Source organism: Bacillus sp. sid0103 (assembly GCF_019219025.1).
This window is the reverse complement of the sequence record NZ_JAHUWN010000005.1, coordinates 152,085-177,497: the sequence shown is the minus strand read 5'-3', so window position 1 is coordinate 177,497 and position 25,413 is coordinate 152,085. Positions and strand designations below refer to the sequence as shown.

20 protein-coding genes are annotated in these 25,413 nt (G+C 45.0%); 3 read left to right on the top strand and 17 right to left on the bottom strand.

What is annotated here, in order from left to right:
- Window positions 1-382: 382 nt before the first annotated feature.
- Both KW850_RS07855 and KW850_RS07850 read right to left on the bottom strand, forming a co-directional pair.
- Window positions 383-1,240, bottom strand: a complete 858-nt coding sequence (locus KW850_RS07855) for a class II fructose-bisphosphate aldolase (protein ID WP_218347010.1) — start codon at window positions 1,238-1,240, stop codon at window positions 383-385.
- A gap of 246 nt (window positions 1,241-1,486) precedes the next feature.
- Window positions 1,487-1,858 (bottom strand): response regulator, encoded by a 372-nt coding sequence (locus KW850_RS07850; protein WP_026568193.1) that lies wholly within the window; start codon window positions 1,856-1,858, stop codon window positions 1,487-1,489.
- Window positions 1,859-2,027: 169 nt separating this feature from the next.
- Between KW850_RS07850 and KW850_RS07845 the strand changes: the two genes are divergently transcribed.
- Window positions 2,028-2,555 (top strand): DUF2529 domain-containing protein, encoded by a 528-nt coding sequence (locus KW850_RS07845; RefSeq protein WP_218347009.1) that lies wholly within the window; start codon window positions 2,028-2,030, stop codon window positions 2,553-2,555.
- 297 nt (window positions 2,556-2,852) lie between these two features.
- Here the strand turns inward: KW850_RS07845 and KW850_RS07840 are convergent, their stop codons facing one another.
- The 10 genes from KW850_RS07840 to KW850_RS07795 all read right to left on the bottom strand — a co-directional run bounded on the left by KW850_RS07840 (window position 2,853) and on the right by KW850_RS07795 (window position 17,026).
- Complete coding sequence (locus KW850_RS07840) at window positions 2,853-4,448, bottom strand: CTP synthase (protein ID WP_218347008.1); 1,596 nt, start codon at window positions 4,446-4,448, stop codon at window positions 2,853-2,855.
- A 239-nt stretch (window positions 4,449-4,687) separates the two neighbouring features.
- Window positions 4,688-5,257: a DNA-directed RNA polymerase subunit delta gene (gene rpoE, locus KW850_RS07835; protein WP_218347007.1), complete on the bottom strand. Its 570-nt coding sequence runs from the start codon at window positions 5,255-5,257 to the stop codon at window positions 4,688-4,690.
- A gap of 214 nt (window positions 5,258-5,471) precedes the next feature.
- Window positions 5,472-5,669, bottom strand: a complete 198-nt coding sequence (locus KW850_RS07830) for a hypothetical protein (RefSeq protein ID WP_218347006.1) — start codon at window positions 5,667-5,669, stop codon at window positions 5,472-5,474.
- Window positions 5,670-5,872: 203 nt separating this feature from the next.
- The gene (icmF, locus tag KW850_RS07825; protein WP_218347005.1) at window positions 5,873-9,118 is read right to left on the bottom strand and encodes a fused isobutyryl-CoA mutase/GTPase IcmF; all 3,246 of its coding nucleotides are present in this window, start codon (window positions 9,116-9,118) and stop codon (window positions 5,873-5,875) included.
- Window positions 9,119-9,185: 67 nt separating this feature from the next.
- Window positions 9,186-9,827: a TetR/AcrR family transcriptional regulator gene (locus tag KW850_RS07820; RefSeq protein ID WP_218347004.1), complete on the bottom strand. Its 642-nt coding sequence runs from the start codon at window positions 9,825-9,827 to the stop codon at window positions 9,186-9,188.
- 12 nt (window positions 9,828-9,839) lie between these two features.
- Window positions 9,840-10,979: an acyl-CoA dehydrogenase gene (locus KW850_RS07815; protein WP_218347003.1), complete on the bottom strand. Its 1,140-nt coding sequence runs from the start codon at window positions 10,977-10,979 to the stop codon at window positions 9,840-9,842.
- A 24-nt stretch (window positions 10,980-11,003) separates the two neighbouring features.
- On the bottom strand, window positions 11,004-12,134 hold the full coding sequence (locus tag KW850_RS07810; RefSeq protein ID WP_218347002.1) for an acyl-CoA dehydrogenase: 1,131 nt from the start codon (window positions 12,132-12,134) through the stop codon (window positions 11,004-11,006).
- Between the two features lie 74 nt (window positions 12,135-12,208).
- Window positions 12,209-13,060: a 3-hydroxybutyryl-CoA dehydrogenase gene (locus KW850_RS07805; RefSeq protein ID WP_218347001.1), complete on the bottom strand. Its 852-nt coding sequence runs from the start codon at window positions 13,058-13,060 to the stop codon at window positions 12,209-12,211.
- A gap of 252 nt (window positions 13,061-13,312) precedes the next feature.
- Window positions 13,313-14,500, bottom strand: a complete 1,188-nt coding sequence (locus KW850_RS07800; protein ID WP_218347000.1) for an acetyl-CoA C-acetyltransferase — start codon at window positions 14,498-14,500, stop codon at window positions 13,313-13,315.
- Window positions 14,501-14,923: 423 nt separating this feature from the next.
- Window positions 14,924-17,026, bottom strand: coding sequence for a (Fe-S)-binding protein (locus KW850_RS07795; RefSeq protein WP_218346999.1), 2,103 nt, complete (start codon window positions 17,024-17,026; stop codon window positions 14,924-14,926).
- Window positions 17,027-17,214: 188 nt separating this feature from the next.
- Here KW850_RS07795 and cls point away from each other — a divergent pair, with 188 nt between their 5' ends.
- Complete coding sequence (gene cls / locus KW850_RS07790) at window positions 17,215-18,417, top strand: cardiolipin synthase (protein ID WP_218346998.1); 1,203 nt, start codon at window positions 17,215-17,217, stop codon at window positions 18,415-18,417.
- Between the two features lie 169 nt (window positions 18,418-18,586).
- Window positions 18,587-19,543: a UV DNA damage repair endonuclease UvsE gene (gene uvsE / locus KW850_RS07785; RefSeq protein WP_218346997.1), complete on the top strand. Its 957-nt coding sequence runs from the start codon at window positions 18,587-18,589 to the stop codon at window positions 19,541-19,543.
- Window positions 19,544-19,712: 169 nt separating this feature from the next.
- Here uvsE and KW850_RS07780 read toward each other — a convergent pair whose 3' ends face one another.
- The 5 genes from KW850_RS07780 to speE form a co-directional block, all read right to left on the bottom strand.
- Window positions 19,713-19,892 carry an H-type small acid-soluble spore protein gene (locus KW850_RS07780; protein ID WP_218346996.1) on the bottom strand — a complete coding sequence of 60 codons (180 nt, stop codon included), beginning with the start codon at window positions 19,890-19,892 and terminating at the stop codon, window positions 19,713-19,715.
- Window positions 19,893-20,244: 352 nt separating this feature from the next.
- Window positions 20,245-21,915 (bottom strand): arginine--tRNA ligase, encoded by a 1,671-nt coding sequence (gene argS / locus KW850_RS07775; RefSeq protein ID WP_218346995.1) that lies wholly within the window; start codon window positions 21,913-21,915, stop codon window positions 20,245-20,247.
- On the bottom strand, window positions 21,902-22,465 hold the full coding sequence (locus tag KW850_RS07770; protein ID WP_256358134.1) for a YwiB family protein: 564 nt from the start codon (window positions 22,463-22,465) through the stop codon (window positions 21,902-21,904). The genes argS and KW850_RS07770 overlap by 14 nt, the downstream gene beginning before the upstream one ends.
- Before the next feature lie 164 nt (window positions 22,466-22,629).
- Window positions 22,630-23,502, bottom strand: coding sequence for an agmatinase (gene speB / locus KW850_RS07765; protein WP_218346994.1), 873 nt, complete (start codon window positions 23,500-23,502; stop codon window positions 22,630-22,632).
- Window positions 23,503-24,394: 892 nt separating this feature from the next.
- On the bottom strand, window positions 24,395-25,222 hold the full coding sequence (gene speE, locus KW850_RS07760; RefSeq protein WP_218346993.1) for a spermidine synthase: 828 nt from the start codon (window positions 25,220-25,222) through the stop codon (window positions 24,395-24,397).
- Between the last annotated feature and the right edge of the window lie 191 nt (window positions 25,223-25,413).

Sequence of the window (25,413 nt, the reverse complement as noted above, 5' to 3'; positions counted from 1 at the left end):
TCGACTCCCTTCTAAGCCCTGTAAGTCAATCGGTGCAATCCGCTTATTACGAAATGAGGCTCTAGGTATATTTTTCCAGTATAAAAAGTCAAAATCCGACAACTTGTCTATCCTTTAGTTTACACCAAAATTTTATTTTCATGTATGGCAATTAAAAAAATTTACACGAAATGGGAATAATTATCTATCTACATGGAAATTCCAACCTTTTAGGAAGCCTTCCATGCCATACACGTTGAAGCTGTTTGAAACAATCTAAGCTTCGACTAAATTTTCAAATTTCTTTTAACAGACTGAAACCGCCCTAAAGTATGAGGACGGTTTCCATTTTATCATATTTGGAACAAATATGAAATGTGGTTAGACATTCGATATTGTTCTATTAAGCTTTACCATTAGAACCGAATTCGCGAATTTTGCCAATAACAGTTGCTTTGATCGCGTCACGAGCTGGTCCTAAATATTTACGTGGATCGTATTCTTCAGGTTTTGCAGCTAATGTTTCACGAACTGCTTTTGCAGATGCGATTTGGTTTTCTGTGTTAACGTTAATTTTCGCTGTTCCTAGGGAAACAGATCTTTGGATATCTTTTAATGGGATACCAGTTCCACCGTGAAGGACTAATGGAAGACCAGTAATATTGCCGATTTCCTCCATTTCAACAAAGCCAAGGTTTGGTTCGCCTTTGTATGGTCCATGAACAGAACCTAATGCAGGTGCAAGGCAATCGATGCCAGTGCGTTTTACTAACTCTTCACATTCTTTAGGATCTGCGTAAATAACGCCATCTGCCACAACATCGTCTTCCTGGCCGCCAACAGTTCCTAATTCAGCTTCAACAGATACACCTTTTGAATGTGCATAGTCTACTACTTTAGAAGTAATTTCTATGTTTTCTTCAAACGGGTGGTGTGAAGCATCGATCATAACAGATGTGAAACCTGCATCAATTGCTTCTTTACACTTTTCAAAGCTTGAACCGTGGTCAAGGTGAATTGCTACAGGAACAGTAATATTCAAATCTTCCATTAAGCCTTCAACCATTTTTACAACAGTTTTGAAGCCGGACATGTAACGAGCTGCCCCTTCAGAAACACCAAGAATTACAGGTGAGTTCTCCGCTTGTGCAGCTTGAAGAATCGCTTGTGTAAATTCTAAGTTATTTAAGTTAAATTGCCCAACCGCATAGCCTTCAGCTTTTGCTTTAATGAGCATTTCTTTCATGGAAACTAATGGCATTTCTATTCCTCCTTAAATTAGGTTGCTATCTTTTCAAAACGGCCTTCCATATTAAGGTTTTCCCTCAATTTTCCGGATTATGTATAACTTTAAAAAGATAAGAAACCAGTAAAAAGTTCATATGTATCATATCAAACCAGGGGGTGAAATGCCATTAAAATGACGTAGTTTTCTAAACTGTCATAATGAAAGCGCGTCCATTTTCCTATCTTCATATTTCTTATGTTTTTTATAAAAAAATCGCCATTAATTCATTTTTTGAGGGATGTGTTTACGAACAGCCGCTCGTATATCATCAATGTCAAATGGCTTGGCAAAATGCGTGATTGCACCAAGGTCCTTTGCTTCTTGAATCATATCCAGTTCGCCATATGCCGTCATAATAATCACACGGATATCTGGATCAATTACCTTCATCCGTTTTAAAATTTCGATTCCATCCATTCCAGGGATTTTCATATCCAATAGGACAAGGTCAGGGTCATGTTTTGTCACAATTTCAAGGGCCTGTATGCCATTGGCTGCCTGATATGTTTGATACCCCTCTTTTTGAAACACTTCATTTAGTAAAATTCTAATGCCAAATTGATCATCAACGATTAAAATTTTCTCTTTCATAACTCCACCTCTTCCTTGTTTACTTCATTCGTTTTATTATCCCATTAGTTATTACTTGTTATATTTCTCTATTTAGAAAATAATCTCCTGCTATTATTTTAAGATTTTGTTAATATTTTTGCTATATCAAAAAAACGCTTATAATAAGAGGGTGAAAAGGAGGGTTTTTATGTTAAAAATGTTTACAACCCAATTAACTGGTTTGTTTAAACGGATCGAGGAAAAAGAAGAATATTCGTTTGAAGACGGAGCACGCTTGCTTGCCCAGGCATCGGTTGGCGATGGGTCTATATATATTTTTGCTGCAAACGAAATGAAGGCGGTCGAGTTCGAAGCATTGCACGGGGCAGAGCCATTTAAAGGCGTGAAGATATTTAAGGCCATTGATGAAGTAACGGAATCAGATCGTGCCCTGATCTTCTCGCGTTATTCCAGTGATGAAACCGTTCTGGAGATTGCAAGACAGCTTCATAAAAAAGGGATTCCGTTTGTAGCGGTGGCCACGGTCGTTCCTGAAGGTGAGGAATTACACGATTTAGCAGATCTCGTGATGGATTTGCGGCTGACGAAAGGATTGCTTCCTGACGATGAAGGAAATCGCTATGGGTATCCAGCTCCAATGGCAGCATTGTTCGTTTATTACGGCTTGAAATTTACCATTGAGGAAATTATGGCAGAATATGAAGAGGAAGAGTAAAGCGGGTATCGTATATCGACCCGTTTTTTTATTGCTCTGCGTTATTTCCCGGGGGGTATTTGTGTTTAATGGGTTCTTGTTTATGTCTATTTCTAGTTTAGGATGCCATTTCAGAGTGGTTTTGTGCGGATTTCCAAGGGTTTTGTGCGAATTTATGATACTTTTGTGCCATTCCCAACAGGTTTTGTGCCAATTTGGAGTAGTTTTGTACAATTAGACAATATATGGAAACGAAACTCCCCGGGTGTCTGACCACCATAAAAAAACAGGACCAGAAAACTGGCCCTGTCTACTACCTTATTTCTGTAAAGATGCCTTAATAAAGTCACGGAACAATGGCTGTGGACGTGTTGGTCTTGAGACAAACTCCGGATGGAACTGGGACGCCACGAACCACGGGTGATCTTTCAACTCGACGATCTCCACTAAGCGGCCGTCTGGGCTAGTCCCAGAGAAAATAAAGCCTGCCGCTTCCATCTCTTGACGATACTGATTGTTAAACTCATAGCGATGACGATGGCGTTCATAAACAACCTCTTCCTCATATGCTTCGAACGCCTTCGTACCCTCAACAAGACGCGCTGGATACAGACCCAAACGCAATGTGCCGCCCAAATCCTCTACATCTTTCTGCTCAGGTAGCAAATCAATAATTGGATAAGCTGTATCAGGCACAAACTCTGCGGAATGCGCTCCTTTAAAGCCAAGTACATTTCGGGCATATTCAATCGTTGCCAGCTGCATACCTAGACAAATACCAAGGAACGGCTTCTTCTGCTCACGAGCATAACGAGTCGCTTCAATCTTCCCTTCAATCCCGCGGTCACCAAAGCCGCCTGGAACAAGGACACCATCAACATCACCAAGAAGCTCAGCGACATTCTCACGTGTAACATCTTCGGAATTAATCCATTTGATTTCGACATCCGCATCAAACGCATAACCAGCATGCTTCATTGCCTCAACTACAGAAATATAGGCATCTTGAAGTTCCACATATTTTCCGACAAGACCAATTCGTGTCTTATTGGAAAGGTTGATTACGCGGTCTACTAATGCCTTCCACTCGGTCATATCCGCTTCTTTTACCGACAATTTCAAATGGTCACAAACGATTTGGTCCATGTTTTGCTCTTGAAGGGCAAGTGGAATGGAATACAGCGTATCTGCGTCCATACATTCAATAACCGCCTTCGAGTCAATGTCACAGAACAAGGCAATTTTATCCTTCATGTCCTGTGAAACAGGCATTTCGGTACGCACGACAATAATGTTTGGCTGAATCCCAAGACTGCGCAATTCTTTTACGCTGTGCTGGGTTGGCTTTGTTTTCATTTCACCTGCCGCTTTGATATAAGGAATCAAAGTACAGTGAATGTACATTACATTATCCGAACCGATATCACTCTTAATTTGGCGAATCGCCTCAAGGAATGGAAGGGATTCAATGTCCCCTACCGTTCCGCCAATCTCTGTAATTACGACATCTGCATTCGTTTCTTTTCCGGCACGGAAGCAGCGCTCTTTAATTTCATTGGTGATATGCGGAATAACCTGTACGGTTGCACCCAAATAATCACCGCGACGCTCTTTACGTAAAACAGTTGAATAAATTTTTCCTGTTGTTACGTTGCTGTACTTGTTTAAGTTGATGTCGATAAAACGCTCGTAGTGACCTAAGTCTAAATCCGTTTCCGCGCCATCACCTGTTACGAATACTTCACCGTGCTGGTACGGGCTCATTGTTCCCGGGTCGACGTTAATGTACGGATCGAATTTTTGGATCGTCACATTTACGCCTCGATTTTTCAATAAGCGTCCTAAAGATGCTGCGGTAATTCCTTTTCCTAGTGATGACACTACACCACCAGTTACAAAAATATATTTTGTCATAAATATTTCCCCCTCTTATACAGTTTGTACATTATTCAGTTTGTTTAAGGGTTTTTGTAAAAAAATATTTTCCTTACGCCCGAAAAAATGAAAAAACTCCGCGATACAAGAGTTTTTTGAACAATAAAAAACGCCCGCCTACTTTATGGTAGGGAGCGTATTATAAGTAAATAATGTATCGTCCTTTTTAAGGAGCCCAAAAAAGATAATACAAGGGCAAGGGAAAAAAGTCAAGTTGATTAATCTTCTTCGACTTCTTCCTCATCTTCAAATTCTTCTTCTTCCTCAAGATCATCTTCAAGCTCGTCATCTTCATCCAATTCAATGTCAAGATCATCCTCGATGACTTCATCATCGTCCTCATCGAACTCATCAACTTCGTCAAGATCAAGATCTTCTTCATCATCCAAAAGATCATCTTCATCGTCAAAGTCATCAAATTCATCTTCGACATCATCAATTTCATCGAAATCTTCAAGATCGTCTTCATCGACAACCTTCTTCGCTTTCTTCTTCTTAGGTTTGACGACGGCAACCACTTCTTCTTCAGCTGTATCGACTGGATACCAGACACGAAGTCCCCAGCGGTTGCTTCCTAATGAAAGGAAACGGCCATCCACATTGATGTCGGTGTAAAATTGAGCAAGTCGGGTACGAACTTCGTCATCAGAAATCCCTGCTGCTTGTTTGATTACTTCCACTAATTCATGAAAGGAAATTGGCTGCTTGCTATTTTTCAAGTATTCATAAGCCATTTCCATAAGGGAAAACTCTTTTAATTCCTCTTTTGAGTACTGCGCTAAACTCAATATAGGCACTTCCTTTCTCTATTTAACACTCTAAAATGAGTGAATAACGGACTATCGAAAAAAATTGATATATTCGTTTATTTCGAGAACTGTCCAATCCAGCTTTAGCACCCCGCGACAAATGTACGTCGCAAAACGGTCGCTTCGGCTTTAAAATCGCATATTCTTCATTATAAACAAATTCTTCCGGTTTATGCTAGTACTTGCCGTTGTTTCACTTGAATTTTTGCGGACGAGCTTTTTCACTATCATTTTTCTTTGCGTGCTTATGCTTTTTCATTTCTTTAATCGATATCACTAGAAAGAAGATTGCTAGCAGCAAGAATGAGATTGCGCCTAACTGGCGTTGATAGAGATAATTTAATGGCCAGGCAAACACAATTAAAACCATCAAAATATAACCCATCTTCATTTGCTCCACCTGCCCAAATCCCTCGAAGTATGTACGCTACATCGATTATATAAGATAACCGCAGATAATAATATCTCATAAAAAAAATTTTTTTACAAAAACTGGCTCACAGCCAATAAAAATTGGTGTCAGGCACCATGTGAAAAATTCACATGGTGCCTGACACCCTATATTTTACACTACTCCTAAATTAACACCCTGCCCTACATATTCCGGCGATACTGTCCGCCGACTTCGTAGAGGGCTCGTGTGATTTGGCCGAGGCTGGCGACTTGGACGGTTTCCATGAGCGCGGCAAAGATGTTGCCGTTGGTAACGGCGGCCTCTTTTAAGCGCTGCAGGGCTTTCCCCGTTTCCGCCGCATGATGTTCTTGGAAGGCCCGTAAATTATGGATTTGTAATTCCTTCTCTTCATACGAAGCGCGGGCTAATTCCATATTATTGACCTCTTCCTCAGACGGAGGATTTGGGTTCAAATACGTATTCACGCCGATAATCGGTAATTCACCAGTATGCTTTTTCATTTCATAGTACATCGATTCATCCTGAATTTTACCGCGCTGGTACTGGGTTTCCATCGCCCCAAGCACACCGCCGCGGTCATTCAAGCGCTCAAACTCTTGTAAAACCGCTTCCTCGACAAGATCCGTTAGCTCCTCCGCAATAAACGAACCTTGGAGCGGATTTTCATTTTTCGACAAGCCATGCTCTTTGGTAATAATCATCTGAATCGCCATCGCGCGTCGCACCGATTCCTCCGTTGGCGTCGTAATTGCCTCATCATACGCGTTGGTATGAAGGGAATTACAGTTATCCTGCAGGGCCATTAACGCCTGTAGCGTCGTCCGGATATCATTAAAGTCAATCTCCTGCGCATGGAGCGAACGACCCGACGTCTGAACGTGGTATTTCAATTTTTGACTCCGCTCGTTTGCGCCATATTTATCGCGCATCACCGTAGCCCAAATTCGGCGGGCAACCCGGCCGATCACCGTATATTCAGGATCCAGGCCATTCGAGAAGAAGAACGATAAATTCGGTGCAAAGTCATCGATCTTCATGCCGCGGCTCAAATAATACTCCACATACGTGAACCCATTCGAGAGCGTAAACGCCAGTTGCGATATCGGATTCGCGCCCGCTTCGGCAATATGATAGCCCGAAATGGAGACCGAATAATAGTTGCGCACCTGTTGGTCGATAAAGTATTGTTGAATATCACCCATCATCCTCAGCGCGAATTCAGTCGAGAATATACATGTATTTTGGCCTTGATCTTCTTTTAAAATATCGGCCTGGACCGTACCGCGCACCGTTCGCAGTGTATACGCACGCACTTCCGCGAATTCCTCCACCGTTAACACACGGCCAAGTTCCGTTTCTTTCCGCTGCACCTGCTGGTCAATTGCCGTATTCATAAACATTGCTAAAATAATTGGCGCTGGTCCATTGATCGTCATCGACACCGATGTCGACGGATGGCACAAATCAAAGCCATCATATAACTTTTTCATATCATCTAATGTACAAACGCTGACGCCGCTTTCGCCAATCTTCCCGAAAATATCCGGACGGTAATCCGGATCTTCACCGTACAACGTCACCGAGTCAAACGCCGTACTTAAGCGTTTAGCCGTATCATCCTTCGATAAATAATGGAAGCGGCGGTTCGTACGCTCCGGTGTCCCTTCCCCGGCAAACTGACGTTTCGGGTCTTCCCCTTCCCGCTTGAATGGAAACACACCAGCAGTATACGGGAACGCACCCGGTACATTTTCCTGGTAAACCCAGCGAAGGATTTCCCCGTAATCCTTATACTTCGGCAGCGCCACTTTCGGAATGTCGAGACCGGATAAGCTTTTCGATTTTAGCACCGTAATAATCTCTTTATCGCGAATCCTCGTTACGAACTTATCTTTAGAATAGGCTGCCTTTGTCTCTGCCCAAGAATCGAGAATCTTCCGAGATTCCGGTGTCAACTTCACCTCGGTCTCTTGCTTGATCGCTTCCAAAGCAGCAATCACGCCCGCATCGCTAACCGCTCCAATCGCCCCTTCTAACTGGAACAACTTCCGGGCAATCTCAGCCTGTTCTTCCGCTTTCCGATGATAGCCGCGGACCGTTTCAGAAATTTCCCGTAAATAATAACGGCGGTCGGTTGGGATAATCACATTTTGTTTTTCAACAAGAGCATTTTTGCTAAAAGAAGTCACCCAGCCCGTACCCATCTTGTCGTTAATTCTTTCAATCAAAGCGGCAAACAACCCATTCGTGCCCGGGTCATTAAATTGGCTCGCAATCGTCCCATAAACCGGCATATCATCAATGTCTTTTTCAAACAGCATATGACTGCGCTGATACTGCTTTTGGACCTGGCGCTTTGCATCCTCTGAGCCCTTGCGCTCGAACTTATTGATCACAATCAGGTCCGCAAAATCAATCATATCAATCTTTTCCAGCTGTGACGGCGCCCCAAACTCACTCGTCATCACATATAAGGAAACATCGCAAATCTCCGTGATGCCCGCATCGCCCTGGCCAATCCCGCTCGTCTCAACAATTACGAGGTCAAAGCCCGCTGCTTTCGTCACCGCAACTGCATCCTTAATCGCTAGTGACAATTCACTTTTCGAATGTCTAGTCGCCAAAGAGCGCATATACACATTCGGTGAAAAGATTGCATTCATACGGATTCGGTCCCCTAACAGAGCACCACCCGTCTTTTGCTTCGTCGGGTCGACTGATAGAATCGCGACCTTTTTATCCGGCAATTCATTAATAAAACGGCGGATTAATTCATCCGTCAATGAACTTTTTCCAGCACCGCCCGTCCCTGTGATTCCAACGACAGGAATCTGCTTCTCCATTGACTTCACTTGATCGAGCACTCGCTCAGCCGTAGCCGCTGCCTCATTCTTATCATCAACATGAAGTTCAGCTACCGTAATTAACTTCGCCACTGCATTAACATCCCCGCTCGGCAGTTTTTCGATTTTCTCGGCCACATCATGCGGAACCGTCGCAAAATCGCACTCCTCCAGCATCCGGTCAATCATGCCCTGCAGCCCCAGCTTACGGCCATCCTCTGGCGAGAAAATCCACGCAATCCCGTGATCATGAAGCTCCTTAATCTCACGCGGAATAATAACGCCGCCGCCACCGCCAAAAATGCGGATATTCGGCGCACCCTTCTCCTTCAACAAATCGTACATATACTTGAAGTACTCCACGTGCCCGCCTTGATACGAAGAAATCGCAATCCCCTGCACATCCTCCTGAATCGCCGCGTTCACAACCTCCTCAACCGAGCGATTATGACCAAGGTGGATCACCTCCGCCCCGCTCGCCTGCATAATCCGCCTCATAATATTGATGGAAGCATCATGCCCGTCAAACAAACTCGAAGCCGTGACAAAGCGAATATGATGCTTTGGCTGATAATTCCCCATCGTTCTCCTCCTTTTGTAAACCTTTTATAAAAATGAACTCCATTCACTATTCGCAACTTGGCCAGCATTACAACCGTGCTTTTGTCGACGAATGAATCCCTTGGAACAATTGCTCCGTTTGCAGTTCAATATACTCATCAAGTGTATATAATTTTTGCAATGCCCAGCGGCGGAACGCCCACATTTGTCCCTCGACAATAATGTTATGGGAGATTAATTCAATCTGTTTTTTTGATAACTGCAGCTCGCCATTTTCAACACAGCGGACGATCAGACTTTCAAACATCGCGGCCATTTCGATTTCTTTTTTCAGGACATAGGGAAGGGCATCCTTCGTCAGCGATTTCGCTTCTTGATACATGACAAGCACTTCATCCTGCATCTCATCGACGACTCGGAAATAATGCCCGACACCTAACTTCAGACTAGAAAGCGTGCCATTTTTCTGCTCGAGGTCCTGCGCGAGGCGTTCGCTCACATGCTCATAAATGCTGTCGCACACAAGATAAAGAACATCTTCCTTAGAGCGGATGTATTCATAAAGTGTCCCAATACTGAAACCAGCCGCTTTGGCGATTTCCCGCGTCGTTGTCCGGTGAAAGCCCTTTTCCTTAAAAAGACTGACTGCCCCTTTAATCATTTGGTCACGCCGTTTCTGGACAAGGCGTTCATCCTTTACAGAAGCCAGTACATCCCGTTTTTTTTCCATCCTCTAACCGCCTTACTTCGTGATCATCCGCGAGATCACAAGTCGTTGAATTTCTTGTGTGCCTTCATAGATTTGCGTAATTTTCGCATCGCGCATGAATCGCTCAACTGGATAATCCTTTGTATAGCCATACCCGCCAAAGACCTGCACGGCCTCAGTGGTCACCTTCATCGCTGTATCGCCAGCAAGAAGCTTCGACATCGCCGATTCTTTACCGTACGGCAAACCTTGTGACTCCAGCCATGCCGCTTGATATGTTAATAGTCGTGAGGCCTCAATCCCGGTTGCCATATCGGCCAGTTTAAAGGCAATCCCTTGATTCGCTACGATTGGTTTTCCGAATTGGTGGCGTTCCTTCGCATAGTCCGTTGCAGCATCAAGCGCACCTTGGGCAATCCCAACCGCTTGAGCGGCAATGCCGTTGCGGCCTCCATCAAGAGTCATCATCGCAATTTTAAAGCCTTCACCTTCAGCCCCAAGTCGATTCGCAACTGGAACCTTGCAATCTTCAAAAATAATTTCTGTTGTCGGTGACGAACGGATCCCGAGTTTCTTTTCTTTTTTTCCAACCGAGAAGCCTGGGAAGTCGCTCTCGATAATAAACGCCGTCGTTCCCCGTTGTTTGCTTTCAGGGTCCGTTAATGCAAACACCACATAAATGTCGGCTACACCGCCGTTGGTAATGAAGATTTTCGAGCCATTGAGGACATAATGATCACCTTCAAGGCGGGCAGTGGTTCTCATTCCACCGGCATCTGAACCGCTGCCAGGCTCTGTTAAGCCATACGCACCAATTTTCGTCCCTTCTGCTAAGGCTCGCAGATACGTTTGCTTTTGCTCTTCACTGCCGAATTTAAAAATCGGCCAGCCCGCTAACGATGTATGTGCGGACAGCAGAACACCCGTTGACGCGTCAACACGGGACAGTTCCTCTACCGCAATACAATAAGCCAGGTAATCACTGCCAATTCCGCCGTACTCTTCCGGCCACGGGATTCCCGTTAAACCCAGCTCCGCCATTTTGTCAAAAATTTCCCGGTCAAAGCGTTCTTCCTCATCGCGTTCCGCTGCCGTTGGCGCCACTTCATTCCTTGCAAAATCACGCACCATTTTCCGAATCATTTCATGTTCTTCAGATAGTTTAAAGTTCATTTTAAGACCTCCTAGTGGATATATTTACAAGTGCTTACTGATTACAATTCGTTGAATTTCGCTTGTGCCTTCATAAATTTCGGTGATTTTTGCATCACGGAAATAGCGCTCGACTGGATAATCTTCCGTATAGCCGTAGCCGCCGAATACTTGAATCGCTTCGGTTGTGACTTCGACCGCTGTTTTGGTGGCGAACAATTTCGCCATCGACGCCTCCAACGTACATTTCAATCCGTGCGTTCGTAAATAAGCAGCGCGATAGACTAATAGTTTCGCCGCTTCGACGCTGGTTGCCATGTCGGCTAGCTTAAAGCCAATTCCCTGTTGGGCAGCGATTGGCTTGCCAAATTGCTGACGGTCCCCGGCATAGGTCGTTGCAGCTGACAGTGCGGCCTCGGCAATCCCAAGTGCCTGGGTCGCAATCCCGATGCGGCCGACATCAAGGTTCGCCATCGCAATTTTAAAGCCTTCGCCCTCGGCGCCAAGCATGTTTTCTACAGGGACGTGCATGTCTTCGAAAGTGAGTTGGACGGTTCTGGAACCGTGCAAGCCCATTTTCTTCTCATCCTTGCCGACAATAAAGCCAGGGGTATTTTTTTCAACGATAAATGCAGAAATTCCCTTGCTGCCCAGTTCAGGATTCGTTTTTGCAAACACAATATAGACATCGGCCTCGCCGCCGTTCGTAATGAATACCTTTGAGCCGTTGATCACATATTGATCGCCCTTCTTGACAGCACGGGACTTTAAGCTGGCCGCATCCGAACCGGAACTTGGCTCTGTTAAGCAAAATGCACCGAGGTACTCCCCTGACGCCAATTTCGGCACGTATTTCTGTTTCTGCTGCTCGGTTCCAAAATAAAGGATCGGGTTCGTGCAGACTGAGGTATGGACTGAAAGAATAACCCCGATTGTTGCACTGACCTTGGAAAGCTCATGGATTGCTAAAATATAGGAGGTGAAATCCATTGCTGCACCGCCGTATTTTTCCGGGACAGGAATCCCCATTAAGCCAAGCGCACCCATTTTGCGGAGGATTTCACGCGGAAATTCTCCCCTTTCCATATTTTCAATGAATGGCACAATTTCGCTGTTAGCAAAATCGCGCACCATTATTCGCATCATTTTTTGCTCTTCGGTGAATGAAAGATTCATGGTGGTCTCCCCTTTTGAGGAATGTACTATTGTGGTATTCATCATCACGACCCCTTTATGAAGAAATGCTGTGGTTATTCGTACGTATAAAAACCGCGTCCTGTCTTCTTGCCAAGCCAGCCTGCTTTTACATATTTACGGAGAAGCGGGCATGGACGGTATTTGTCGTCGCCAAAGCCTTGGTGAAGCGTTTCCATAATATACAAACATGTATCCAAGCCGATAAAATCAGCCAAGGTTAACGGCCCCATCGGGTGATTCATACCTAGTTTCATCACTTCATCGATCGCTTCCTTCGTAGCCACGCCCTCATATAGGGTATAAATCGCTTCGTTGATCATTGGCATCAGAATGCGATTGGAGACAAACCCTGGGAAGTCGTTCACTTCAACCGGTACCTTGCTTAAGGTTTTTGTCATATCTTCAATCACTTGGTACACTTCATCTGTTGTAGCGAGGCCGCGAATGATCTCGACGAGCTTCATAACCGGAACCGGGTTCATGAAGTGCATACCGATCACTTTCTCCGGACGCTTCGTGGCTGCCGCAATTTCCGTGATCGGCAATGATGAGGTATTGCTCGCGAGTATCGCGTGAGCTGGGGTAATTTCATCGAGCTGGGTAAAGATGTTTGTTTTGATGTTCATGTTTTCAATGGCGGCTTCGATGACAAGGTCGACGTCATGGGCATCGTTTAAGTCGGTGGACGCAGTAATGTTTCCGAGAATGGCTTGTTTTTGCTCTTCCGTAAGGCGTCCTTTGTCAACATTCCGTGTAAGTATTTTATTGATTCCAGCTAGGCCGCGTTCCACAAACTCGGGCTTTAAATCATTTAAGATGACTTGATACCCTGCTTGGGCACAAACTTGCGCAATCCCGGAGCCCATTTGTCCTGCACCAATGACCATCAACTTTGAAATCTTCATTCTTTACCCTCCGAAGAAGGCCGGAAAGCATTCCGACCTAGATTTTTTTATTTGGTATCTTCATAAGTTTTCTAGTGTTTTTTTCTAAAAAAGCTTTTTGGTGTTTTGTGCGATTTCCAATATGACTTGTGCCATTTCTCATGAATTTTGTGCCATTTTCAGATGGTTTTGTGCGAAAATCCAAGTGTTTTGTGCAATTAGACAATATATGGAAATCAACACCATCTATTTAACTTAAAAACTATCAACTAATTAACCACGCGGAACCTCAATCATCACTGCATCGCCCTGGCCGCCGCCGCTGCAAATGGCCGCAATCCCAATACCGCCGCCACGTCGCTTTAATTCATGCATTAGTGTAAGAATAATGCGCGCACCGCTGGCCCCAATCGGATGGCCTAAGGCGACCGCACCGCCATTGACATTGACCTTTTCTGGATCTAAACCAGCAATTTTCTCGCTCACTAAAGCCACTGCCGCAAAGGCTTCGTTGATTTCAAATAAATCGACTTCATCCACTGTTTTGCCTGTTTTTCGTAAAAGCTCATTAATTACCAGGCCTGGCGTTTTTGGGAAGTCCTTTGCTTCCACCGCGACCGCCGCATGACCGATAATCACAGCTTCCACCTGCTTGCCTTCACGAAGTGCGCGCTCTTCACTCATTAACACGAGGGCTGCCGCACCGTCATTGACCCCTGGCGCATTTCCTGCCGTAATTGTTCCCGTTGCATTAAAAACCGGTGCTAATTTAGACAAGCGCGCTAGCGACGTATCCTTTCGCGGAGATTCGTCCGTCGCAACCACAACCGGCGCTCCTTTGCGCTGCGGAACCTCAACGGCAACGATTTCTTCCCCAAATTTTCCGCTCTCAATCGCCGCAATCGCGCGGACATGGCTTCTGAGTGCCCACTCATCCTGTGCCTCGCGGCTAATTTCCATATCACGAGCGGCCTCATTGCCGTAGGTGCCCATGTGAACACCTGTGAAACTGCATGTTAAGCCGTCATGAATCATTAGATCCTTAACCTGCGCGTCACCCATCCGGAAACCCCAGCGTGCTTTTGGAAGAACATATGGCGCGTTGCTCATTGATTCCATCCCGCCTGCAACAATCACTTCCTCATCACCGGCGCGGATAATTTGATCGGCCAGCGTGACACTGCGCATACCAGACGCACAAACCTTATTAATCGTTTCGGTTTTTACTTCCCATGGCAGTCCCGCGTGCTGAGCCGCCTGACGTGATGGAATCTGCCCCTGGCCCCCTTGTAGGACCGACCCAAGAATGACTTCCTCAACATCTTCCGGCTTCACGCCCGCACGAACTAATGCCTCTTTTACAGCAATTCCACCTAGTTGTGATGCGGTAAAGCTGCTTAAGGCGCCCCCTAATTTTCCAAAAGGTGTTCTAACTCCGCTTAAAATGACTGTTCTCCCCATCTTACACACACTCCCCTGTTCATAATATTCAGATAAACCTTCGTAAAAAATAGCCGCAGGCGACTGAACGCTCGCTCAGACTCAATCCAAAAAAGAAACGCAGCCAGCTGCTTTTTAAAAAGTCTGTTTTCACATAGATTGTTGTATTTCGAATAAGTTAATCAACCCATAATCCTAGAAGCATCGTGGCATCTTTTCGTTAAGAACCTTGGCAAAAATGCCCTTGTGACCTTAGTAAATGACCCTTATTAAGCTCCAAAATCACCAAAGTTTACGAAAAGAGCTTTGAAAAAATGGAAATGTAAGCGTTTTTCTATACATTATATTCTACATAAAAAAGTGCAGAAGTTGAAATGTTTTACACAAAATTTTTAAAATTTTATGAATATGTCAACAAATCAACTTCCGCACTTCATTAAAAATCTACGCCACTTCCCCGCAAACCGCTTTTTCAAGCAGTTCGGCTACATCGTAAGTCGAGACCTTTTCTTCGACTTCTTTTGCCTTCGTCCCATCGGACAGCATCGTTAAACAGTATGGACAGCCAGAACTGATCACCGATGGGTTAACCGCAAGAGCCTGCTCGGTTCTAGCCACGTTGATGCGGTGTCCGGTTTCTTCTTCCATCCACATCATCCCGCCGCCGGCACCACAGCACATCGCTTTCTCTCGGTTCCGCTCCATTTCTAGGAGCTTCACGCCCGGAATTGCTTTAAGTATCTCACGAGGCGCATCATAGACATCATTGTAACGCCCTAAATAACAGGAATCGTGGAAGGTAATCGTTTCATCAACAAGATGTTTCGGCACCAGTCTGCCATCACGGACCAACTCGTAAAGAAGCTCGGTATGATGGAGCACTTCGATATCTGTTAAGCCGAAATCAGGGTATTCATTTTTGAAAATGTTATAGGCATGCGGGTCAATCGTGACGATCTTCTTGACCTCAGCCTTTTCAAATTCCTCAATATTTTTTGTCGCCAAGTCCTGGAACAAGAACTCATTGCCGAGACGGCGCGGTGTATCACCAGAGTTTTTCTCTTTGTTGCCGAGGATGGCAAATTTCACGCCAGCTTCATTGAGCAATTTCGCAAACGATAAAGCAATCTTTTGACTGCGGTTATCGTAAGAACCCATCGCGCCAACCCAGAAGAGGTATTCAAATTCTTCGCCGGCCTTATTCATTTCCTTCACGGTTGGTACATGAACATCTTCGCGGGCTTCACGCCAATTCTCCCGTTCTTTTCTGTTCAAGCCCCACGGATTGCCTTGGCGTTCGATATTGGTCATCGCGCGCTGCGCATCGGCATCCATTTTCCCTTCGGTTAACACTAGATAACGGCGCAGGTCGATAATTTTATCGACGTGCTCATTCATAACGGGACATTGATCTTCACAGTTTCGGCATGTCGTACACGCCCAAATTTCTTCTTCCGTAATGACATCGCCAATCAAGCTTGGACTGTACACACCAGCTGCAGCCGACTCCTGAGCTCCTTGACCGGCTGATGCAAGCGCCAGTTGATTCCCCGTTGTATTGCCAAACGCAAATGTTGGCACCCACGGCTGCTTCGAGGTAACGACAGCCCCATGATTGGTTAAATGATCACGCAGTTTCACGATTAAGTCCATCGGTGACAGCATTTTCCCTGTCCCAGTTGCCGGACACATATTCGTACAGCGGCCGCATTCGACGCAGGCATAAAAGTCAATCATTTGATGCTGCGTGAAATCTTCTATTTTTCCAACCCCAAATGATTCTTGGGATTCATCTTCAAAATCAACTTTTGTTAGTTTCCCCGGCTTATCCAAGCGGTTAAAATACACATTCGCAGGTCCCGCAATTAAGTGGGCATGTTTGGACTGAGGAACGTACACTAAGAAGGTTAACAAGAACAATAAGTGAACCCACCAGGCAATGTAGAAAATCACAATGGAAGCAGTTTCATTTATCCCTGAAAAAATAACCGAAATCGCCGAAGCAACTGGTTCCGTCCAGGAAGCCTCTTCGCCGTGCCAGATGATCCCCATCCCATTGCCAAGCAGAACAGAAAGCATCAAGCCCCCGATAAAAATAAGAACAAGACCTGATTTAAAGTTCCGCTTCAAGCGGACTAATTTTTCAACATAACGGCGATAAAAAGCCCAAATCACCGCCACTAAGATCATCAACGTGACTAATTCTTGAAAGAAAGTGAACCCTGCATATAGCGGACCAAGCGGAAGATGGGCTCCCGGTTTAATCCCTTTGATAATAAAATCAATCGCGCCAAATTGGACGAGGATAAAGCCGTAGAAGAACATGACGTGCATGATCCCGCTTTTTTTATCCTTCAACAATTTCTTTTGGCCAAATACATTGACCCAAATTTTTTGGAGCCGCTCTTTGACTTTGTCATCAAATTCAACTTTTTTCCCGAGTTTGATAAATTGTATCCGGGTCTTGACCACATACACGAATAAACTAATCGCGTAAGCGGTTACAGCAAGAAACGCAATCAAGTTAACCCATAATAACCCATTCATTGTATTGCCCCTTTCTTTGTTTTCCCCTTAACAACTACTAGAAAATAATTAATTTTCTGAATCTATACTTAACTCTATTATATTATGAGTGAGCGTTCAGTCAAATGATTTTTTGAAAAGTTAGGTTAACTAATATTTAAGGGTGCTTTCGGAAAAACTAATAATACTGATTGGAGGAAAGATTTCTGATGAATTTGGCACTCATTTTGAGCGGACTATTTTTTCTCATCATTATATGGCTTGTTTTAGATTTTAATTTAGGTAGAAAGAAGCATCTTTCCATTGTCAGTAGAAGGGAAACAGCCATTATTCATGGTGATTTGGATATCTTCACACACGGAAAAAAGTTGTTCGCCGACTATTTTCAGGAACTCAGAAACGCGAAAAAGCATATTCATGTGCTCTTTTATATTGTCAAAGATGATGCGATTAGTCAGGAATTTTTCACTATATTAAAAGAAAAGGCCCGTACCGGGTTGGAAGTTCGCCTTCTCGTGGACCGGCTTGGAAGTTTAAAGGTGAAGAAAGAGGCCATCCAGACGTTGCGCGAGGCGGGCGTTCGCTTTGCTTTTAGTAATACCATTAGGCTTCCCTACCTATTTTACTCTGCACAGATTCGAAATCATCGCAAGATTTCGATTATTGACGGGGAAATTGGCTATCTCGGCGGATTTAACGTCGGAAAGGAATATATCGATGAAGAGCCTTCTTTAGGGATTTGGCGCGATTACCATCTGAAAATCACCGGCCGTAGCGTTAACTATTTGCAAACGGAGTTTTTGACAGACTGGCACGAGTATGGCGGCGAGGACCTTTTCGAAGATCCGTCCTATTTTCCGGTCTTGGCTGACGGTCAGATCCGACACCGTTTTGTTCCGACAGAAGCCCAGCAGTTAGAGGATAATTATTTGAAGCTGATTCAACAAGCAGACGAATCGATGATCATTGGCACGCCCTATTTTATCCCTTGTCAAAAAATATTAGCGGCGTTACTGGCTGCCTTAAAGCGCGGCGTGCATATCTCGGTAATCGTCCCCTATGCTGCTGACCATTTGCTTGTCCAAGAAGGGTCGTTCCGCTACTTACGTAAGTTGATTCAGGCGGGTGCAAACGTTTATCAATATAAAAAAGGGTTCTATCACGCCAAAACACTCATGATTGATGACAAAATCTGTGATATCGGCACCGCCAATTTTGATAAAAGAAGCATGTATTTAAACAAAGAAATCAACTGCTATATTTATGACAAGGCCTTTATTCACCGCCTGAAGGAGATTCTCGAGAAAGACATTAGGGACTCTGCTCCACTGACATTAGCGGTCCTTAACAGACCGAACCTGATTCGCTCATTTAAAGAAGGCATCGCTGGGCTTGTTTCCTATTTTTTATAAGGCTCTGTTCATCTGGCTTGTCGCTTTCCGCGGGCGGTCCGAGAGCCTCCTCGGCACTCCTGTGGCTGTGTGGTCTCCTTTGACCCACTTTTCCCGCCGGAGTCTCGCGTCTTCCCGCTCCAATCAACAATGAGTCTTAACAAAGCCTTTTATAAAAGGAGTTATTTTTATGAAGATTCGGTTTGGTTATGTATCTCACGCGATAAGCTTATGGGACGCCTCTCCAGCCAAGACACTGACGTTTACACGTTATCAGGGGCTAAGCCCCGCCGAGCGCGAGGAAAAATTGCTGAAAGTGACGAAGCAAAATTTAAATCATACACTGCGGATGCTCTACTACAACATTGCTCATGAACTCGAATTGTACCGTTTATCGAGTTCGATTGTGCCGCTTGCGACACATCCAGAGGTGAACTGGGACTTTGTGACCCCTTTTCGCTCAGAATGGCTGGAGATTGGCAAACTCGTAAAACGGAAGAACCTGCGCGTCAGCTTCCATCCCAATCAGTTCACACTGTTTACCTCGCCGCAAACGAAGATTACCGAAAACGCCGTGGTCGACATGCGTTACCATTATCGCATGTTTGAAGCGATGGGCCTTGAGCAAGTTGGACTGATTAATATTCATATTGGCGGGGCCTATGGTGATAAACAGCAAACCTTACCGCGATTCCATCAAAACTTAACAGCACTGCCTGCACCGATTAAACAGGTAATGACTTTAGAGAATGACGATAAGACGTACAATGCCGAAGAAACGTTAGCAGCCTGTGAAACGGAATCGATCCCGTTTGTGTTCGACTACCATCACCATATGGCCAATCTGTCCGAGACTTCTCTCGAGGAGCTGCTGCCACGGATTTTCCGGACTTGGGACCATGCTCACCACATCCCGAAGGTCCATATTTCCTCTCCTAAAAATGAGAAGGAATTCCGCTCCCATGCTGACTTTGTCGACCCAGAATTTATCACGCCTTTTTTAAAAATGCTGCGCGAAATCGGGGCGGATGTTGATTTCATGATTGAGGCGAAAGCAAAGGATCAAGCAGCACTGAAATTAATCGAGGACCTAAGTCGGCTCCGCGGCTTTAAACGGATCAGCGGCGGGGCGGTTGAGGTGAAATAAACAAGCATATCGCCTGACGATATAGAAAAGAGTCTTCGAATCAGCTCGAAAACTCTTAAGCATATCGCCTGACGATATGGAAAAGAGTCTTCGAATCAGCTCGAAAACTCTTAAGCATATCGCCTGACGATATAGAAAAAAGTCTTCGAATCAGCTCGAAGACTCTTCTTTATTCCTCTATTAACTGTAAAACCGGAACGTCACGCTCATTATCCGGGTCATTCCTTGAGTAAATTCTCGCCACCTGTGTCGCTTCATCGACATGTTGAATGATTACTGGCGTCCCCTCGTAGGTAACATAAATCATCTCGGCAGATTCCACAATTTCCTTGGCTCGTCCCACATTCATTTCGTTTCATCCACTCCCTTGGTTAAAGTCCCTACTAGTATTTGCCATTTCATTGTTAATATTCATCTATATGGACAAGGTTAGCTAAATAGAGCACTTTTACAGGCAGGGAAAGGAGAAAATTTTGCGAGGGGAATTGGTTACTGTCGAGATTTGAGATTTACTGTCGACTTTTTTTGGTTTACTGTCCAATTGTGAGGTTTACCGTCAGCTTTGATGAGCTTGCTGTCCACTTGGACCATGTATTGTCAACTTTAAAAAATTTACTGTCCAACCTATACAATTTATACTATTCACACAACAACGACCTCCAAAAAGGCCCCCTTACCTAAGTAAGAGAGCCCAAACATCACTACATTTTTTCTGGAGCTGAAACCCCAATCAACGCAAGCGCATTGCGAAGGGTAATTTGCACCGCCCGCACCAACGCGAGGCGCGCCTTAGTGCGCTCTACATTATCAGGATCAAGCACCTTTTCCGCATTATAAAAACTGTGGAACGTCGACGCTAAATCAAAGATATAGTTTGTTATCCGGTGAGGGACGCGCTTTACTGCGGCCTCCCCTACAGCTGCCGGGAACTCCCCAATCTTCTTCAATAAATCCATTTCCTTTTCCGACGACACCAATGAAAAATCAGCATCAGCCGTCACCTGAACACCCTGCTCCTCTCCAGAACGCAGGATACTAGAAATCCGTGCATGAGCATAATGAGCATAATAAACCGGATTTTCATTCGACTCCGACACCGCTAAATCCAAATCAAAATCCATATGCGTATCCGAACTGCGCATCGCAAAGAAATAACGCGTCGCATCGAGACCGACCTCATCAACCAAATCACGCATCGTCACCGCTTTACCAGTCCGCTTACTCATCTTCATCTTTTCCCCGTTCTTATAAAGATGAACGAGTTGAATGATTTCCACCTCAAGGGTATCACGGTCATAACCTAACGCCTGAAGCGCTGCCTTCATCCGTGGAATATAGCCGTGGTGATCCGCACCCCAAATGTTAATCAACTTTTCAAAACCGCGATCCAGCTTGTCCTTGTGATACGCAATATCCGGCGTCAAATACGTGTAAGAGCCATCCTGCTTAATCAACACGCGGTTTTTATCATCGCCGAAATCCATTGAACGAAGCCATGTCGCACCATCTTCCTCGTACACATAACCGCTCGCACGAAGCGCCTCAAGTGCCTCATCAATTTTTCCATTTTTATAAAGAGACGTCTCTGAGTACCACACATCAAAACCAACGCGGAAATCCTCAAGATCCTGCTTCAGCTTCGCCATTTCATACTTTAAACCGTACTCACGGAAAAATTCCTGACGCTCTTCCTCGGAAACATGCACATACTTGTCGCCAAATTCCTCAGCCAAGGTTTTCCCAATACCAATAATATCAGCGCCATGGTAGCCACCCTCCGGCATGTCTTTATCCAAACCAAGTGCTTGGAAATAACGCGCCTCCACCGACAATGCGAGATTATTAATCTGATTACCAGCATCATTAATATAGTACTCACGCGAAACATCATAGCCGGCCTTCGCTAAAATATTACAAAGCGAGTCACCAACCGCCGCACCGCGGGCATGCCCAAGGTGCAAGTCACCTGTTGGATTGGCCGACACAAACTCGACCTGAATCTTTTGACGGCCGCCCACCGTCGTCTCACCGTACTTCTCCCCGGCATTTAGGACCGTTGGGATCAGTTCGGTTAAATAACTATTATTCATATAAAAATTGATAAATCCTGGCCCTGCAATTTCAATTTTTTCAATCGATGCCTTCGAGCGGTCGATATTTGCAACTAACGCCTCCGCAATCACACGCGGTGCCTTCTTCGCGACCCGTGCCAGCTGCATCGCCATATTCGTCGAATAATCGCCGTGCGCCTTCTCCTTTGGTGTTTCTAAAATCACATCCGGAATCTGCTCCTCCGACGCCAGTTCCGCTTTCAGCACCGCCGCACGAATCTCTTCTTTTAACTTACTTTGCACTTGTTCAACTATGTTCATTGTTATCCTCCTGAAAGGTAATTTCCAAATGGTATGTACCGGCAGGCGTCCCCTGCATCGAAAAATCATAAAGAATGTCAATCAGGCCATCTGAATGCTCGATCCGCTTGGCCAGCGTCACCGTCTCAAAAGACCCAAACGGCATTTCATAACTGCCGCGCAGCTTTTTATGCAAGCGAAACGGCAAGCGCATCTTCACCGCACCACCGCGCAAAATCAGCGCCTCATCTCCAGCCACCTTCACAATTGTCCGGACATTGCCCTCATCCTGCACCTCTTCATACTTAAGAAACACAGCACCATCTTTTTCAAGATAGCGGCCAAACAGGGACAACTCATAGACTTCCTTGCCCCCATGCTGATGAATTGTCGTTTTCACATTAATTTTCATCGGAATTTCAGTCGTAGACAAACCTAATGGCACTTCCCTTTTTTCTTTTTTAAAAAGGAACTCAGTTTCACTCTTTGGAATGGTTCTAGTCCTAGTAATTGACGTTTCTGTTCTAATGCATACTTTTTCTATTATAAACATTGCTCGGCCACAAATCAAAAAATGCCTGCCCTAATGGGTCAGGCAACTATTTGAGAATTGTCTAGCTTCAACGCCTAGGGGCTCGGGTCATAACCCAATCCGTCAAGAAGATTAAAGAGCAACCTTCTGGCCGCCTCGTCTTATGCCTGTCGCCCCTGGGCAAGGCGCTTCCGCTTTTCTATCTATTTCACCCAGCCAAGCAGCATTTCACGAATTAACTTACTTGCAGTATTGGCCGTTTGCTCTGATGGGTCATAAATTGGCGCCACCTCTACAAGGTCTCCGCCGACTACCTTCACTTCGGAGCGGGCAATCTCATGAATGGAAGCAAGTAATTCTTTAGAAGTGATACCGCCGCAATCCACCGTACCTGTGCCCGGTGCATGTGCTGGATCAAGAACATCAATGTCGATTGTGACATAGACCGGACGGCCAGCAAGTGTCGGCAGGATTTCTTTTAACGGCTCGAGGACTTCAAACTTCGAAATATGCATCCCGTTTTGTTTCGCCCATTCGAACTCTTCCTTCATTCCAGAACGTATCCCAAACGAATAGACGTTACTTGGCCCGATATGTTCCGCAATCTTGCGGATCGGGGTCGAGTGCGATAACGGTTCGCCTTCATATTGCTCACGTAAATCAGTGTGCGCATCAAAATGGATAATTGCTAAATCCGGGTACTTTTTATAAACAGCCTTCATCACTGGCCACGAAACAAGATGCTCGCCGCCCATCCCAAGCGGGAACTTGCCAGCTGCAAGGACTTGATCGACAAAGTCTTCAATTATGTCAATACTCTTTTGCGGGTTTCCGAATGGAAGCGGAATATCACCGGCATCGAAGTATTTAACCTCTTCCAGCTCGCGGTCAAGGTAGGCGCTGTATTCTTCTAAACCGATCGACACCTCGCGGATGCGGGCCGGACCAAATCGCGAACCCGGGCGGTAACTAACCGTCCAATCCATCGGCATCCCGTACAAAACAACCTGACTCTCCTCAAAATTCGGATGACTCTTAATAAACACATTCCCTGAATACGCCTCATCAAAACGCATCTATGTATCCCTCACTCTCTATGTAATAACGCTTATAAAGGGAGCTATTGGCGACCGCCAAGCCCCTTTTCCTAGTGTTCGGTTATTTAGAACCTCTCTATGTTACCGGGCCCTCTCTTTTTTCCTCGACTTCGGTCACTTAGAACCTCTCTATGTTACCGAACCCTCTCTTTTTCCTCGACTTCAGTCACATAAAATCGCTCTATGCTACCGAATTCGTTCTTTTTCCTCGACTTCGGTCACTTAGAACCTCTCTATGTTACCGAACCCTCTCTTTTTCCTCGACCTCGGTCACTTAGAACCTCTCTATGTTACCGAACCCTCTCTTTTTTCCCGAGTTCGGTCACTTAGAACCTCTCTATGTTACCGAACCAGCTCTTTTTCCTCGACTTCGGTCACATAGAACTCCCTACGTTACCGAACCAGCTCTTTTTTCCCAAGTTCGGTCACTTAGAACCTCCCTACGTTACCGAACCAGCTCTTTTTTCCCATGTTCGGTCACATAAAATCTCTCTATGTTACCGAACCCTCTCTTTTTCCTCGACTTCGGTCACATAAAACCTCTCTATGTTACCGAACCCTCTCTTTTTCCTCGACCTCGGTCACTTAGAACTCCCTACGTTACTGAACCAGCTCTTTTTTCCCAAGTTCGGTCACATAAAACCGCTTTATGTTACCGAACCCTCTCTTTTTCCTCGACTTCGGTCACTTAGAACCTCCCTACGTTACCGAACCCTCTCTTTTTCCTCTAGTTCGGTCACATAAAACCTCTCTATGTTACCGAACCCTCTCTTTTTTCTCGACTTCAGTCACTTAGAAACGCTCTATGTTACCGAGCCCGCTCTTTTTTCCCAAGTTCGGTCACATAGACCTACTTTATTTACAAATATTCTTACTTCACTAAATCCCCAACAAATTTTGGTAAGACGAATGCTGCTTTGTGAATCTCTTTTGTGTAGTATTTTGTTTCGATCTCATGGAAGCGGTCTTCGCTTACAGTTAGTGGATCGTACTTCTTGGAACCGATCGTGAATGCCCACAAGCCGCTTGGATAGGTCGGGATATTCGCAACATACAAACGAGTAATTGGGAAGATTTCGCGAACATCGCGTTGGACGTTACGAATTAAATCCGCTTTGAACCATGGATTATCGGACTGCGCCACAAAAATGCCATCTTCCTTCAACGCTTTTGAAATCCCTGCGTAGAACCCTTTGGTAAAGAGGTTTACAGCAGGTCCGACTGGCTCAGTGGAATCAACCATAATCACGTCATACTCATTGTCGCTGTTTGCGATATGCATAAAGCCGTCGTCCACTTGGACATCGACACGCGGGTCATCCAGCATGCCTGCAATCTCTGGAAGAAATTTCTTTGAATACTCGATTACTTTGCCATCAATATCAACAAGCGTTGCTTTTTTCACGCTTGGATGCTTTAAAACCTCGCGAATTACGCCGCCATCGCCGCCGCCAACAACTAGGACATTCTCAGGATTTGGGTGCGTAAATAACGGAACGTGCGCCACCATTTCGTGGTAAACAAACTCATCGCGGACAGATGTCATGACCATGTCGTCTAAAAGAAGCATGTTGCCCCACTCTTCTGTTTCAATCATATCTAACTTTTGGAACTCTGTTTGCTCTGTATGTAAGGTTTTATTTACTTTCATCGTGATTCCAAAATTTTCGGTTTGCTTTTCGGTAAACCAAATTGACATGCTTACATCTTCCTTTCAACTCTCATTTTCAAAAAAACTGTCCCGCCCCAGTGCCCAACGCACAGGAACTTCCGCTTTTCTTTTTATAGTACCCAAACCATTGAATTACAAACACAAGAAAAAGTCTAGCAAAATTTAAATAAATAAACCAATAAATGTTTAAAATGGCTCTATTTTTTCAATACTATTAC